This is a genomic window from Corynebacterium sp. ACRPZ (genome assembly GCF_022346205.1).
Taxonomy (GTDB): domain Bacteria; phylum Actinomycetota; class Actinomycetes; order Mycobacteriales; family Mycobacteriaceae; genus Corynebacterium; species Corynebacterium lehmanniae.
The window spans coordinates 33,066-47,684 of the sequence record NZ_JAKRMR010000008.1 but is presented as its reverse complement, the minus strand read 5'-3'; the positions used below and the strand labels follow the sequence as shown (position 1 = coordinate 47,684).

General features: G+C 63.8%; 13 protein-coding genes. 9 read left to right on the top strand and 4 right to left on the bottom strand.

What is annotated here, in order from left to right; genetic code table 11:
- The first annotated feature begins 6 nt into the window (after nt 1-6).
- From MHX64_RS06890 to MHX64_RS06880, 3 genes are all read left to right on the top strand, one after another.
- On the top strand, nt 7-633 hold the full coding sequence (locus tag MHX64_RS06890) for a TIGR03085 family metal-binding protein (protein ID WP_239356867.1): 627 nt from the start codon (nt 7-9) through the stop codon (nt 631-633).
- A 67-nt stretch (nt 634-700) separates the two neighbouring features.
- Nucleotides 701-3,808: a DNA translocase FtsK gene (locus tag MHX64_RS06885; protein ID WP_239406325.1), complete on the top strand. Its 3,108-nt coding sequence runs from the start codon at nt 701-703 to the stop codon at nt 3,806-3,808.
- A gap of 316 nt (nt 3,809-4,124) precedes the next feature.
- A complete protein-coding gene (locus tag MHX64_RS06880) occupies nt 4,125-5,300 on the top strand; it encodes a TerC family protein (RefSeq protein WP_239356865.1) in 1,176 nt (391 codons plus the stop codon).
- Here the strand turns inward: MHX64_RS06880 and MHX64_RS06875 are convergent.
- Nucleotides 5,297-5,581, bottom strand: coding sequence for a YciI family protein (locus MHX64_RS06875; protein ID WP_239356864.1), 285 nt, complete (start codon nt 5,579-5,581; stop codon nt 5,297-5,299). The two genes, MHX64_RS06880 and MHX64_RS06875, sit on opposite strands and share 4 nt — an antisense overlap.
- 49 nt (nt 5,582-5,630) lie before the next feature.
- Here MHX64_RS06875 and pgsA point away from each other — a divergent pair, with 49 nt between their 5' ends.
- The 5 genes from pgsA to MHX64_RS06850 all read left to right on the top strand — a co-directional run bounded on the left by pgsA (nt 5,631) and on the right by MHX64_RS06850 (nt 12,315).
- Nucleotides 5,631-6,170: a CDP-diacylglycerol--glycerol-3-phosphate 3-phosphatidyltransferase gene (gene pgsA / locus MHX64_RS06870; protein ID WP_081634444.1), complete on the top strand. Its 540-nt coding sequence runs from the start codon at nt 5,631-5,633 to the stop codon at nt 6,168-6,170.
- Nucleotides 6,167-6,706: a CinA family protein gene (locus MHX64_RS06865; RefSeq protein WP_239356863.1), complete on the top strand. Its 540-nt coding sequence runs from the start codon at nt 6,167-6,169 to the stop codon at nt 6,704-6,706. The genes pgsA and MHX64_RS06865 overlap by 4 nt, the downstream gene beginning before the upstream one ends.
- Before the next feature lie 20 nt (nt 6,707-6,726).
- The gene (locus MHX64_RS06860) at nt 6,727-7,092 is read left to right on the top strand and encodes a helix-turn-helix domain-containing protein (protein WP_370642108.1); all 366 of its coding nucleotides are present in this window, start codon (nt 6,727-6,729) and stop codon (nt 7,090-7,092) included.
- A 71-nt stretch (nt 7,093-7,163) separates the two neighbouring features.
- Entirely contained in the window at nt 7,164-8,045 is an 882-nt protein-coding gene (locus MHX64_RS06855; protein WP_239356861.1) for a PspA/IM30 family protein, read from the top strand.
- Nucleotides 8,046-8,256: 211 nt separating this feature from the next.
- Nucleotides 8,257-12,315 (top strand): lamin tail domain-containing protein, encoded by a 4,059-nt coding sequence (locus tag MHX64_RS06850; RefSeq protein WP_239406324.1) that lies wholly within the window; start codon nt 8,257-8,259, stop codon nt 12,313-12,315.
- 76 nt (nt 12,316-12,391) lie between these two features.
- On the opposite strand, the gene MHX64_RS06845 is transcribed toward MHX64_RS06850, so the two are convergent.
- Genes MHX64_RS06845 through MHX64_RS06835 form a run of 3 tightly spaced genes read right to left on the bottom strand, consistent with a single transcriptional unit; the run spans nt 12,392 to nt 14,255 of the window.
- On the bottom strand, nt 12,392-12,997 hold the full coding sequence (locus tag MHX64_RS06845) for an energy-coupling factor transporter transmembrane protein EcfT (protein WP_181888598.1): 606 nt from the start codon (nt 12,995-12,997) through the stop codon (nt 12,392-12,394).
- Nucleotides 12,994-13,683, bottom strand: coding sequence for an energy-coupling factor ABC transporter ATP-binding protein (locus MHX64_RS06840; protein WP_239357383.1), 690 nt, complete (start codon nt 13,681-13,683; stop codon nt 12,994-12,996). Before MHX64_RS06840 ends, MHX64_RS06845 begins: the two co-directional genes overlap by 4 nt.
- Nucleotides 13,684-13,688: 5 nt before the next feature.
- On the bottom strand, nt 13,689-14,255 hold the full coding sequence (locus tag MHX64_RS06835) for a biotin transporter BioY (RefSeq protein ID WP_239357382.1): 567 nt from the start codon (nt 14,253-14,255) through the stop codon (nt 13,689-13,691).
- Between the two features lie 43 nt (nt 14,256-14,298).
- Here MHX64_RS06835 and MHX64_RS06830 point away from each other — a divergent pair, with 43 nt between their 5' ends.
- Nucleotides 14,299-14,514, top strand: a complete 216-nt coding sequence (locus MHX64_RS06830) for a DUF3046 domain-containing protein (protein WP_239357380.1) — start codon at nt 14,299-14,301, stop codon at nt 14,512-14,514.
- Nucleotides 14,515-14,619 lie beyond the last annotated feature (105 nt).

The following is a 14,619-nucleotide window of genomic DNA, read 5'->3' as shown; positions in this document are numbered from 1 at the left end:
GGGCGCATGTCTTTTGCGCAGAAAGAACGTGAACGCCTCGCCCAGTTGTTCCTTCGGGTCGGCCCCGATGCGCCGACGCTGAACGAGGGCTGGACCACTCGGGACCTCGCAGTGCACCTGCTCATCCGCGAGTCCAAGCCGGCCGCCGCCCCCGGCATCTTCGTCGAGGCGCTCTCGGGCGTCACGGAGAAGGAGACGGCGAAGCACAAGGCCCGCCCGTACGAGGACGTCGTGCGAGAGTGGGCTGCCGGCCCGCCGGTGTGGCTCAAGCCTTTCAATGCTGCGATGAACACCTCCGAGCACTTCATCCACCACGAGGACGTGCGCCGGGGCGGGGGAGTGGTGGAGCCGCGCGAATTTTCCCAGGTAATCAACGAGGAGCTGTTCGCGCTGGCTAAGCGCTTTGGCAAGTTGACGCTGCGTGGCGCTCCCGTGCCTGTGATTCTGACCCCGCCGACCACGCCACCCGCAACCATCGGCGACAAGGCTGGGGTGGCCGAACGTGGCGACAACGTGCTGCGCGTCTCGGGCGATCCTGGCGAGCTGCTGCTGTGGGTTTCTGGCCGCGACGCGGCGAAGGTAGAGCTGACTGGCTCCGTTGACGCATTCGAGGGTTTCGAGATCAAGATGTGACCCTTGACTGGCCGTCTCGGGTGTGGCGTAAGGTGTAAATGTGACTTAAGGCGTTAGAGTTACAGCCATGTCTGTCAAAAACACCGCGCCGCGCTCGTCGCGGTCTTCTACGCGCCGTCCTGCCGGCGGCACCCGCCACGGCGGTCCGGTGTCCATGACGCACCCGCCGACATCGTCGAACGTGGCTGCTGAAACCGCCGACGAACGCGTGGGTTCCGCGTATAAAGTTGTCGGCCATTCGCTCGGCGCCGCCGCCCGCGGCGTCGGGTCGTTTTTCCGTCGCGACAAGGACCAGTCCGACTACGACGATGCCGCCGGCCCTAGGCCCCGTCGCAGCCGTGACGATTGGGAGGATGAATGGGAGGACGATCTCGAGATGCCAGAGGAGCGCACTGAAAGCTCCGTTACAGGCGAACGCCGGCGCCGCGAACCGCGGCACGATGGCCACGCCGGTGGCCACAGCACGTTTGAAACCCACGCCGACGCGTGGGGTTTAGTTCTCATTGGCCTGGCGGCCGTCATCGGCGGGTCGGTCTGGTTCGATGTGGCCGGACCGGTGGGTGAGGTCATCTCCACCGGCACCCACTGGCTCATCGGTGCCGGCGCGCTGATCTTGCCGGTCATCCTCGTTGGCATTGCCATCGCTCTGATGCTCAATGTGCGCACCTCCGACGCAGTGCGCGCACGAGTGACGCTGGGCTTTTCCATCATCTCTATTGGCATGCTCGGTTTGATCCACGTCTTCGCGGGCAACCCGGCGACGTGGGAGGAGCGCAAACTCGCCGGCGGCGCGTTCGGCGCCTTCACCGGCGGTGTCCTCGCAGCTGGCTTTTCCTCGTTTGTGGCGATCCCGCTGCTTGGTCTGGTGATTCTCTACGGAGCACTCAAGGCCACCGGCATCACCGTGCGCGAGGCCTACGACTACATCAAGGACCTGGTCACCCGCATGCTGTCCAACACGGACACGCCCGACGAAGAAGACCAGGACCCGTACAGCCACGTCGCCGACGACCTGGACGACATCGCGGAGGGCCGCGAACGACGCACTGCGCACGACCGCGCTGCTTCTCGACGTTCACGCGGCCGCGCCGCCGACGCCGAGCGCCCGGCCCGCCCGACGCGTCGCCCGTCGCTGCGACGCCCGACTCCGATGGAGAGCTACCCGGCCGACGGCGACGGCGAGCTGGACCTGTTCGATTTCGCCGACGAGGTTGAAGATAGCTTTGAACAGCCCGCAGCAGAGCCTGCCGATTCCGCCGAGACCGCCGTGGTCCAGCGCCCGGCGCCCAAGCCAGCGGCGCCCAAGCCAGCGGCGCCGAAACCTGCAGCGCCGAAGCCAGCCCAGCGCGACAACGAGACGAAGGTGCTGCAGCGGGAAGAGCCGGAGACGGAACGTCGAGAAGCAACTGCCCCCGACGCCGTAGCTAGCTCGCGCGAGCAGATGGCGAAGGCGATCGCGGCACGCAGCGGCATCGACGCCTCCAAGATCCCCGCGACCACCCCAAAGTCGGAGACCGAGCAGCCCGCGCCGAAGCAGGTGCGCAAGATCCCGCAGGGCGACTACCACCTGCCGTCGACGGACCTGCTGCTCGCGGGCAACGCGCCGAAGACGCGCACCGAGGCCAACGACCGCATGATCGAGGCGATCACCGACGTCTTCGAAGAGTTCAAGGTCAACGCCCAAGTCACCGGCTTCTCCCGCGGCCCGACAGTGACCCGCTACGAGGTGGAGCTTGGACCCGGTGTGAAGGTCTCCAAGATCACCAACCTGCAGTCCAACCTCGCCTACGCCGTAGCCACGGACAACGTGCGCCTGCTCACCCCGATCCCCGGCAAATCCGCCGTGGGCATCGAGGTGCCCAACGCCGACCGCGAAATGGTGCGGCTGCGCGACGTGCTGGACTCGCCGAAGGTCTCCGCGCAGGACGACCCGATGCTCATCGGCCTGGGCAAAGACATCGAGGGCGACTTCATCGCTTCCTCGATTCAGAAGATGCCGCACCTTTTGGTCGCCGGTTCTACCGGCTCCGGTAAGTCCGCGTTTGTGAACTCGATGCTGATCTCGCTGCTCACGCGCGCGACGCCGGAGGAAGTCCGCCTGATCCTGGTGGACCCGAAGATGGTGGAGCTGACCCCGTACGAGGGCATCCCGCACCTGATCACGCCAATCATCACCCAGCCGAAGAAGGCCTCCGCCGCCCTGCAATGGCTGGTAGAGGAGATGGAGCAGCGCTACATGGACATGAAGTCCGCGCGCGTGCGCCACATCAAGGACTTCAACCGCAAGGTCCGCTCCGGCGAACTGACCGCACCTCCGGGCTCCGAGCGCGAGATGCGCCCGTACCCCTTCATCGTGTGCGTGGTCGACGAGCTGGCCGACCTGATGATGACCGCGCCGAAGGAGATCGAGGAATCCATCGTGCGCATCACCCAAAAGGCGCGTGCGGCGGGCATCCACCTGGTGCTGGCGACCCAGCGGCCGTCCGTGGACGTGGTCACCGGCCTGATCAAGACGAACGTGCCGTCGCGGCTTGCCTTTGCGACGTCCTCGCTGACCGACTCCCGCGTCATCCTGGACCAGGGCGGCGCCGAGAAGCTCATCGGCATGGGCGACGGCCTGTTCATCCCGCAGGGCGCCGGCAAGCCGCAGCGCCTCCAGGGCGCGTTCGTCTCCGACGAGGAGATCCAGGCGGTCGTCGACGCTGCGAAGGCGCAGCAGGACGAGCCCGATTACGTCGAGGGCGTCACCGAAGATAAGCAGGCCGAAGCCAAGGTCATCGACGACGACATCGGCAAGGACATGGACGACCTGCTCGAGGCCGTGGAGCTCGTGGTCACCTCCCAGCTCGGTTCCACGTCGATGCTGCAGCGCAAGCTGCGCATCGGCTTCGCCAAGGCGGGCCGCCTGATGGATCTGATGGAATCCCGCGGCGTGGTCGGCCCGTCCGAAGGCTCTAAGGCCCGAGACGTGCTGGTCAAGCCCGAGGAGTTGGAGACCATCATCTGGATGATCAAGGGCGCGGACCCGGCCGAAGCGCCCAAGGGCGTGCAGCTTGACGACGGCGCCGACGACGCCGACGGTTCCGGTTCTGGCGCGGATGGCTCCGATGCCGGTGGCGACTCCGACACCCGCACCGTCACCGCGACGTACAACCCGACCGGCGGCGCGTTTTAGCCGGCAGCGCTGCGCGGTGGGGGATTCAGCTCCAAATCCAGCTACTAAGACCCAGCTAATAGCCCCTGAGAGGCGAATAGCTGGGTCCTAGTAGCTGGATCCTTTGCTTGGGTGGGAGAACGGGGATGCTCCGGGCGGCGAAAACGGCATGCCACGCCGCGTGGTGTAGTGTGAAACGCGCTTGGAGGGGAGTACCCCGGAAGTGTCCAGGATCGTCAGCACGGTGCCGTCGTAAGGCGATGGCCCCGGTCCGGACCGCCCACAGTGGTGGGGGAGACCTCCGGTCTTTTTTGCAACGCGGACCGGAGGCTTACTTATGCATGTGCCCTTGTACATTTGGTTGATCACCTCGGCTGTGATCCTGGGATTTTTCATCTTCGACTTCGTCTCGCACGTGCGCACCCCGCACGAGCCGACGATGAAGGAGTCGGGCGGCTGGGCCCTGTTCTACATGTCTATGGCGTGCGTGTTCGGCGGGCTCGTCTGGTGGCTGTGGGATGCGGAGCACGCCGTGCAGTTCTTCACCGGCTACATCACCGAGTTGTCGCTGTCGGTGGATAACCTGTTCGTTTTCGCCCTGATTATGGGATCGTTCAAGATTCCGCGCGCCTACCAGCAGAAGGTGCTGCTCATCGGCATTGTGATCGCGCTGATCTGTCGCCTGCTGTTCATTCTGCTTGGTGCCGTGATCATCGAGGCGTGGTCGGATGTGTTCTACATCTTCGCCGCGTTCCTCATCTACACCGCCATCAAGCTGGTGTACGACGAGGTGACCGACCAGGACGATCCGGACCCGAACGACATGTTCGTGGTGAAAACGCTGCGCAAAGTCATTCCGGTGACCAAGTCGTACCACGCGGACCGTCTGGTGTCCGTCACGGAAACCGGCAAGAAGGCGGTCACCCCGCTGTTCGTGGCCCTGCTGTCCATCGGGTTCATCGACGTCATGTTCGCCTTCGACTCCATTCCGGCGATCTACGGCATCACCCAGGAATCCTTCCTTGTCTTCACCGCCAACGCGTTCGCGCTGCTTGGTTTGCGTCAGCTCTACTTCCTGCTCAACGGCCTCTTGGATAAGCTCGTGTACCTGCCGTACGGCCTCGCGGTGGTGCTCGGCTTTATCGGTGTGAAACTGCTGCTGCACGCGCTGCACGAGAACAACCTGTCGTTCATCAACGGCGGCGAGGGCCTCAACGTGCCGGAGGTCGGCACCGTGGCCTCGCTGCTGGTCATCGTTGGCGTGCTTGTGGTCACCGCGGTTGCCTCGCTGATGAAGGACCGCGCGGACGTGAAGGCCGGTCGCCGGGATCCGGAGGAGGGCAAGTACCACATCGATTACGACGACCACGGAAACCGTCGCAAGGTGGACCGCGAAGGCCACCACGTCGAATGGATCGACGACCCGGCCACTTCCGGCAAGGGCGACCACACCGCCACTGGTTCGCGCGATACCGCCCACCTCGACGTCGCGCGCGGTGGCCGGAAGGCTTAGGCGAAGATATTCATCACCGGGTTCCATTCCCGGATCTCGCGGGCGGCTAGGGCCCCTGCGACGGTGTAGGGGTCGCCGTCCAGGATGGCCGCCGCGTCCGCCTCGCTGGCGGTGTCCGGCAGCTGCAGGATGATCAGGGCCTGCTCGGCGCCCGCGAGCGGCCCGGAGCCGACGATCCGGCCCAGCGACAGCTGGGAGGAGATGAATTCGCGGTGGGCGGGGCGTGTTTCGTCGACAAGCTTTTGCTCGCCGTAGGTGTACGTGGCTGCGAAATACTTCATGTAGGGCAGTCTAGGAGCGTGGCGCAGCATGGGTATGGTGGAGGTTGTGATGCAACCCGACAAGCAGTCGAATTGGAACCTCCCGAACATTTTGACCTCGCTGAGGATCCTGTTCATTCCCGTTTTTGCCTGGCTGGTGCTGTCTGAGCGCTGGTGGTGGGCGTTCGGGTTGTTCGTTGCGCTCATGATCACGGACAAGCTCGACGGCGACATCGCGCGCGCCCGTGGGCTGGTCACGGACTTCGGCAAAATCGCCGACCCGATCGCGGACAAGGCGCTGATGATCACCGCACTGGTCACGCTGAATATCGCGAGCACGCTGCCGGTGTGGGTGACGGTGGTCATTGTGGCGCGTGAGCTGGGCATTACGGTGTGGCGCATGGTGATGCTGCGCCGTGGCAAGGTGGTGCCGGCGTCGAAGGGCGGCAAGCTCAAGACCGCGCTGCAAACCCTCGCCGTGGGGCTGTACCTGTGCCCGCTGCCTGCGTGGATGGACACCCCGACGTTCGTGGTGATGCTGTTGGCAGTCGCGGTCACCGTGGTTACGGGCGTGCAGTATTTGGTTGATGCAGGGAAGGTGAACAAGTGACTACTGCGCAATTGCTTATCGACGAGCTCCGCACCCGCCGCCAAACCATCGCCTTCTGCGAGTCGCTCACTGCCGGTCTCGCTTCGGCGACGTTGGCTGATGTGCCCGGTGCCTCGGATGTATTGGTCGGCGGGCTGGTGACCTACTCGCCGGAGCTGAAGACGTCGCTTGCGGACGTGCCGGCGGACCTGATCGAGCGCGAGGGCGTAGTCTCTGCCGCCGTCGCGCGCGAGATGGCGCGTGGGGCGCGGCGCGTGTGCGGTACCGACTGGGCGGTGGCGCTGACCGGTGTCGCGGGCCCCGACGACCAGGACGGCGTACCCGCCGGCACCGTGTGGATCGGGCTGGCAGGGCCGAAGTGGACCGCCTCATCGCAGGCGGCGGAGCTGCTCGATCCAGCAGTAGGCCAGTACGCGCTTATGCCGGGCGCTGCGGTGCCGGTGCGTGTGCTGTCGGGGCAGCGCAACGAGGTCCGCCGCCTGGCGGTGGAGGCCGCGCTGGTCGGTGCGCTGACGGGCGTGCGGGAACAAAACTAAACGGCGAGTCGTTGGAGAAAATGATGACCACTACTACTTTGCTCTACGACACCCCGGTAAACGTGCCGCTCGCCCCGGCCGAGGTTGCCCCCGCCGCATCCCGCGAGCCGTTGTTCCGTGAGGCGCTCGGCATGTCGCTGCGCGCGTTCCGCGCGGACAAGGGCGTGACGCTGCGTGCGCTGGCAAAGGAAGCGCGAGTGTCCTCCGGCTACATCTCTGAGCTGGAGCGTGGCCGGAAGGAAGTTTCCTCCGAGCTGTTGGCCTCCCTGTGCGAGGCGTTGGGGACCACGGTCTCCGAGGTTTTGCTGGAGGCTGTGGCGAACATGTCTCTGCACTCGTTCACTGAGGAGCTGGAGCGCACCACGCCGGCCGCAGCGGAAGCGTAGCCGGCAATCCGCGACTACAGTGGTTGGCGTTTAACGCAATCTTCTGACAGAAAGGTCACGGTGCTTTAGCCATGGCGAATCCCTTTACCAAGTTCTGGAACTACCTAATGGCGCTCTTCGACAACAAGATCGAAGAAAACGCAGACCCGAAGGTCCAGATCGAGCAGGCCATTAACGACGCACAGCGTCAGCACCAGGCACTGTCCCAGCAGGCGGCTGCCGTGATTGGCAACCAGCGCCAGCTGGAGATGCAGCTCAACCGCCGCCTGGAGGACGTCGAGAAACTGCAGGCGAACGCTCGCCAGGCACTCCAGCTCGCCGACAAGGCACGCGGCGAGGGCAACGCCCAGAAGGCGCAGGAGTACGAAAACGCCGCCGAGGCATTCGCTGCACAGCTGGTTACCGCCGAGTCCGGCGTCGAGGACACCAAGCAGCTGCACGACCAGGCGCTGCAGCAGGCCGCGCAGGCAAAGCAGGCCGTCGAGCGCAACGCCGCGCACCTGCAGCAGCAGGTGGCTGAGCGCTCCAAGCTGCTGTCCCAGCTGGAGCAGGCGAAGATGCAGGAGAAGGTCTCGGAGACCATGCAGTCCATGAACTCGATCACCGCCTCCGGCCCGAACCTGGACCAGGTGCGCGACAAGATCGAGCGCCGTTACGCCAACGCACTCGGTGCCGCCGAGCTGGCGCAGAACTCCATCGAAGGCCGCATGGCTGAGGTCGAGCAGGCCGGCATCCAAATGGCGGGTCACGGCCGCCTGGAGCAGCTGCGCGCCGAGATGGCAGGGGAGCTGACCTCCGGTAAGAAGCAGGCCATCGAGCAGGGCAACTCCGCACAGGGCGGTGCCGCCCAGGGTGGTGCTGCTGGCGCTTCTGGCGCTTCGAACCCGGTCGGGAACGATGTCTCCGACGACGCTGTCGCGCAGCGCATGCGCGAGCTGCGCGGCGACGCTTAGATACCAGCTAGTTTTTGTGACCCCGGGATGTTTCCCGGGGTTTATTTAATTGTTCAAGTTTTATTCACTTGGACGTTCGCGCAAATTCACGCAAACATACTACTTTTCCAAACGTTTTCCAAGTTTGTTATGAGACTTTCCCAAGGAGGAAGTTCCCGTGAAGAGTAGTTCCCGTGCGCGTCAATTTGCTGTGCCATTTACCGTGATGCTCGTGTCTGGTTTTGCGTCGGTGCCCGTGGCAGCGGCAGCAGCGTCGACTGACATCGTCATCAATGAGGTGGTCACCAACTCTGACCCGATCGGCGACTGGGTGGAGCTGGCCAATCCAACCGACAACGACATTGACATTTCGGGCTGGACCGCCATTGACAGTGGGAAGAGCAGCAAGCCGATCACATTCCCAAAGAACACCGTCATTCCGGCGCGCGGATACTACGCCTTCTACACCGATGGCACGGGCGTCACTCCAGATGGATCTAAAGGGTTCGGCCTTGGTGGCGACGATCAGATCACCATCAAGGATGAGAAGGGCAACCAGATCGACGAAAAGAAGTGGTCGTCTCACGGCATGAGGGATGGTGTTCACACCTCACGAGGCTTGGTGCCGGACATGACTGGAAAATGGCAGATCACGGACGGGCCGACTCGTGAAAGCGCTAACGCCAAGTCCGATTTTGACAAGGTCTTTATCAATGAGATCACGACGGACGGCGTCGATTTCATCGAGTTGGTGAATAACGGCGACAAGGCGGTAAATATCGGCGGTTGGGTGGTCGTCGATAGTGGCGATGGCAAGGGCAACACTTACATCACCTTTGCACCGAATACGATCATTCCCGCAGGCGGTTATTACGTTTTGACTCCGGACGGGAAAGAGGGCGGCGTAGTCCCAGATGGCACTGATGGGTTCGGGCTCAGCGCTAAGGACAGCCTGACTCTCAAGACGGCTGCAGGAGAGCTAGTTGATGAGTTCGGCTGGACGGAAAGCCCGGTGTGCGAGGGGGCGGCGACGTCGTGGTCCCGCTACTCGGAAGCCAACAACGACTTCAAGATGTCCTCGGCGAAGTCCAAGGGTGACGCCAATGCCGCTCCCTGCGGGGTGGAGGACGAGGAGCCGAACCCGTCGGAGGTGCCGTCGTCGACAAGCCAAAAGCCTTCGAACACTGGCAAGATCAGGATCAATGAGATCCAGACCAAGGGCGACTTTGTTGCTGATTGGGTGGAGTTGTACAACGCGGGCGATACGCCGGTAGACATCTCGGGCTGGAAGTTTGCAGACGACAAACAGGGGCGCACACCGATTGTGTTCCCGAAGAATACGGTGATCCAACCGGGCGGGTACTACTCGTTCTACACCGAAGTCGATACTCCCGACGGTTCGAAGGGGTTCGGGCTTGGTGAGGCTGACAGTGCGCGCCTGTACAGGCCAGACGACAACAAGCCATTCGACGAAGTGAGCTGGACGTCGCACACTCGCTTCTCCTGGGGGCGCACCCCAGATGGCGAGGGTGATCTCGTCGCTCTTGCGAAAGTGACAAAGGACGGAAAGAACGCTGAGGAACTCGTATGGCCGGAGGGTGAACCGTGGCCGGATGAGGTCAACTCAATCAATACGGTCGGCGGTTTCGCGGGCGAGAACTTCTCGGGCGTAGATTTCGACGGCAACGGTAACGCCTGGATTGTGAACAACAACCCGGGGCGCCTGTTTGAGCTGGAGTACGACGAGGACAAGAAGACCTACAGCAAGAAGAACGAATGGACTCTCACCTATGAAAATGGTGCAGGGAATCCGGACGCGGAAGGCGTGACCGTAGGTAAGGACGGCAAGATCTACATTGCCACCGAGCGTGACGGTTCTGGCCCCTCCCGCCCGTCCATCCTCGAGTTTGACCCTTCCCGGGGCAAGGTGACTGGCGAGTGGAACCTCAATTCAATCACTGGTGAAGTACCACCGAACTTTGGTTTGGAAGCCATCGCCTACTTGCCGGACCTTGATGTGTACGCGGTGGGTGTGGAGTACACGGGCTTCGTCCACTTTGTTCGCCTGCAGCCTAACGGGGAGTTCGAAGAGGTTGGCAAGTACGAAAACCCTGAGCTGCGCAGCGTCATGGCGTTGGATTACAACGCGAATAGCAAGGAGCTTCGCGTGCTTTGCGACGAAGCCTGCGACGGCCTTTCTGTAGTCGTTTCCTTCGACGGTACAACCGCGCATGAGGTATCTGGGGTTCAAGCACGACCCGTCCTCATGGAAAACTTTGCAAATGAGGGCTATGGCACGTACGAGAAGATTGGGGAGTGCACTGTCGATGGGCAGCGTACCGTGGTTACCCGTTTCTTGTGGTCTGATGATGCTCCAAATGATCCGAACAACGGCCTGGCGTTGCGCGCTGCAGAAGCAGAGCGGACGGAGTCTTGTACGCCCGCAGAACAGCCGACCCCAACGGTGACTTCGGGCAACACCACTACGAGCGCTGCTCCGACAACCGTCACGGTCCCGGCGGTCACCGAGACTGTGACTCCGACCGTGACTACTACTGACACCGCGGTGACAACCACGGTGAGTACCGAACCTACGACCGTCACTGAGACGCCGACGATCACATCCACGGTGACCACGGCTCCGACGACGACGGCTGCGGCGGTGACTGCAACGCAGACGGAGACGGCAGCGACGAAGACCGTGGTGCCCACGGAGACGACGAAGGTGACCGAGACGCCGGTGACCACGGTTGCGGCGGTGACTGCGACGCAGACGGAGACGGCTGCGACGAAGACCGTGGTGCCCACGGAGACGACGAAGGTCACCGAAACGCCGGTGACCACGGTTGCGGCGGTGACTGCGACGCAGACGGAGACGGCTGCGACGAAGACTGTGACACCGACGGAGACGACGAAGGTGACCGAGACTCCGACGACGACGGCTGCGGCAACCGTCGTGTATACGACAGTGAGCGCGCCGGAGGTTACCGTGACGCCGACTGAGACGAAGAAGATGACCACGACTCCGACGACGACGGCTGCGGCGGTGACTGCAACGCAGACGGAGACGGCAGCGACGAAGACCGTGGTGCCCACGGAGACGACGAAGGTGACCGAGACGCCGGTGACCACGGTTGCGGCGGTGACTGCGACGCAGACGGAGACGGCTGCGATGAAGACCGTGGTGCCCACGGAGACGAAGAAGGTCACCGAGACTCCGACGACGACGGCTGCGGCGGTGACTGCGACGCAGACGGAGACGGCTGCGATGAAGACCGTGGTGCCCACGGAGACGAAGAAGGTCACCGAGACTCCGACGACGACGGCTGCGGCGGTGACTGAAACGCAGACGGAGACGGCTGCGACAAAGACTGTGGTGCCCACGGAGACGAAGAAGGTCACCGAAACGCCGGTGACCACTGCTGCGGCGGTGACTGCGACGCAGACGTCATCGGCTAAGGCTGAGACGGTCACGCCGACGGTGACGGAGCAAGTTGATGTCACGCCGGTGGCAACAGCTGATGCGGTGACGGAGACAGTAACGAATACGGCACAAACCACCACGGTTACCGCAGCCCCAGTCACAACCACTGTCGCCGGTCGCTCGGAGACCGAGACTGTGACGCCGACATCCACGGTTCAATCGGACCAGGACGCAGTCGACGTTGATGCACCTGTCACGACGACGCGTACCGCTCCGAATCTGACGAAGATTGTTGCGGGTGAAACAAATGTGTACTACCGGGTGGCTGCGGCTAATGGGGCAATCGTCGAGGTTAACGACCTGCCGGAGGGCCTCGAGTTCCGCCCCGAGGACAACGTCATTGCGGGCAGGGTTGCAAAGCCCGGCAGCTACACCGCGGAAGTGGTGACGACGACCGGAAACTCTACGATCGTTGAAAAAGTCCGTTTCGAGGTGGAGGCCGCTCCTGAAACATCGACCGAGCATCCGCTCACCACGGTGACCCAGACAGCAACGGCACCGGCGGAGTCTCAGGGGTCGTCGTTGGACGGCAAGTGCGTCGCTGCGCTGACCGGATGGTCGCTTCCGCTTGTGGCGCTGATCCCGCTGGGGATTGCATCGCAGGTCGACCTTCCGCTGCCGGCAGGCGTTCAGGATTCACTCCATGCACTGAGGGATCAGGCGCAGCAGATGCTCCCGCAGGTTGATCCGCAGATCGGCATGATCGCGGGCGGCTTGGCAGCGGCGGCACTTGGTGTCCTTGCAATCGTCAGCATTGTCAATGCATGTGGTGGCGGTGAAGGTAGCTCCGCAGGTAGCAGCAACTAATAGCTAGCCCGTCTCAGCGCGTTCCGCCCGGTCCCTCACAGCAGGGGCCGGGCGGAACGTCGTCGTTAAGCAGGTGCTAATCAACGGCTCCGCGGGCCATGAGCGCTTCGCCCATCATCTTCGCGCGGCGCACAGACCGAATCACCAACGGGATGCCGAATGCGGTGAAGGAGAACCCGACACCGCGGGCCTTGCGCGCGTCGAGCACCTCGTTCGCCGTGGCGAGGGTGAGGGGGATAAGCCGGATCGTGAGCGCGATGGTCAAAGAGATCAGTTCGCCCGCGCGACCGAAGGGGGACAGGGCGCGGTCCAGCGCGGTGAGGAGTTCCTCGACCGGGGTGGTCAGCGTCAACAGGTTTGCCGCAGCAATGGTGGCAAGCAGCCCGACCAGCAGTGTGAGCGCAGAGGCAACGCCGTTTTGCCACACCATGAACGCGCCGAAGAAAGCCAGCACGGGCACCAACGGCACGAGCTGGCGCCACGCTACGCGGGCGGGGATCCGTGCCCATACGTAGAGCGCCAACACGAACGCGAGGGCGGCCACAGCGTGCCATGGCTGCGTCGGCAACGCGGTGACGCCGATGATGAATGCCACGAGCAACACGAATTTCAGCGCTGCACCCGTGCGGTGCAGCAGAGTCGTCCCCGGCACGTATACGCCGAGGGGCAGTTCGCGGATCATGGTTTCGCGTCCATCAGGTCGGTGTAGAAGGCGATTGCCGCGTCGGGGGCGCCGTCGTAGGCCAAGGCACCGTCGTCGATGACGAGGACACGGTCGAAGCCGCGCAGCATCTCCAGGTCGTGCGTGACAACGATCAGCTGCTGGTCCAGCGACATCAGCTCGCGCACGATGCGGCGGCGGTTGCGCAGGTCCAGCAGGGTGGTGGGTTCGTCGGCGATGATCGTGTCCGGCTCGATCACGAGCACGGAGGCGAGCGCGAGCATCTGCTTCTCGCCGCCGGAGAGGGTGTGCGGGGAGTGCTCCGCGCGGTCGGCAAGATCGAAGCGCTCGAGTGCCTCTGCCACGCGGCGTTTGACCTCCTCGCGCGGCAGCTTGAAGCGCCGCAGGGAAAACGCCACGTCGTCGGAAACGCGCGGCATGACAATTTGGGATTCGGCGTCGGAGAAGACAAATCCGACGCGCTTGCGGATGTCTTTGCCGCGTTTGTCGGGCGTGAGCCCGTCGTAAAGCACTTGCCCTGATGTCGGCTCGATGAGGCCGTTGATCAGGCGCACGGTGGTGGATTTTCCGGAGCCGTTGGAGCCGATGATGCCGATGCGCTGCTCCGACAGGCTCACGGTGAGCGGCGCGAGGATTTGCTCGCCGTCATAGGCGACGGCGGCGCCGCGGAACTCGATGAGGGGCATGGCGTTTACTTGCGGGCCCCGCGCAGATCTGGGAACGCCTGGTGCACGGCGAACGCGATGGCGATCATGAGCGCGACCTTGCCGGCGTCCGGCAGCAGGAACGGCACCTGCGCCGCCCAGGCTGCGCCGAAGCTCATGTCAGCCCGCCACATCAGGCCGAACACGCCGCAGAGGTACTGGAAAAACAGGCCGAGGTAGCCGGCGAGAATGAGGATGCCGATGCTCGCCGCTTTGTTCGAGCGAAACGGCGCGGTGTAGGCGACGGCACCGGCGACGGCGGATGAGACGAGGTAGCCGGCGAGGTACCCGACGGTCGGCCCGCCGAGTGCGGAGATGACGGTGCGGCCGCCCGCGAGCACCGGCAGCGCCAGACCCACCAGTAGGAAGATTGCGGCGGCGGAGAACCCGCGGCGCCACCCCAGCACGAGGCCAGCGAGGATGACGGCGGCGTTCTGCAGCACAATGGGCACGCCGGCCGCGCCGACGGGGATGGACACGAAGCCCAGCACGATGACGATGGCGGCGAAGACCGCGATTAGCGCGATATCCTGCGCTGTAGAGTTTTTCTTCATGCGCGGGAGTGTACCGCGACGGGTGGCGTGTACTGTCGGGCGCATGCGTTTGACGGAGTTTCACCAGCTTGTGCAGGACGAGTTCGGCTCGGAGCGTGCGCAGTGGATCATTCAGACCCAGGTGTTGCCCGGGTTTGAGCAGACGTCTGCACAGCTCATTGATGCCGGCGTGGACCCGCGCGATGCGTGGCGCGGGCTCTGCGACGCGTTCGATGTCCCGGCGGAGCGCCGCCTCGGGGTCGATCGCCCGGGCACCTAGGAGCCGTTGCTTATCGACGGCTCCGCTGCCCCGGCGTGTTGTTGAGTTTCGAACACGTTTGCGTGTATTCTCTGGCGTGTCGCCGTCGCGTTCTACAGTGTGCCG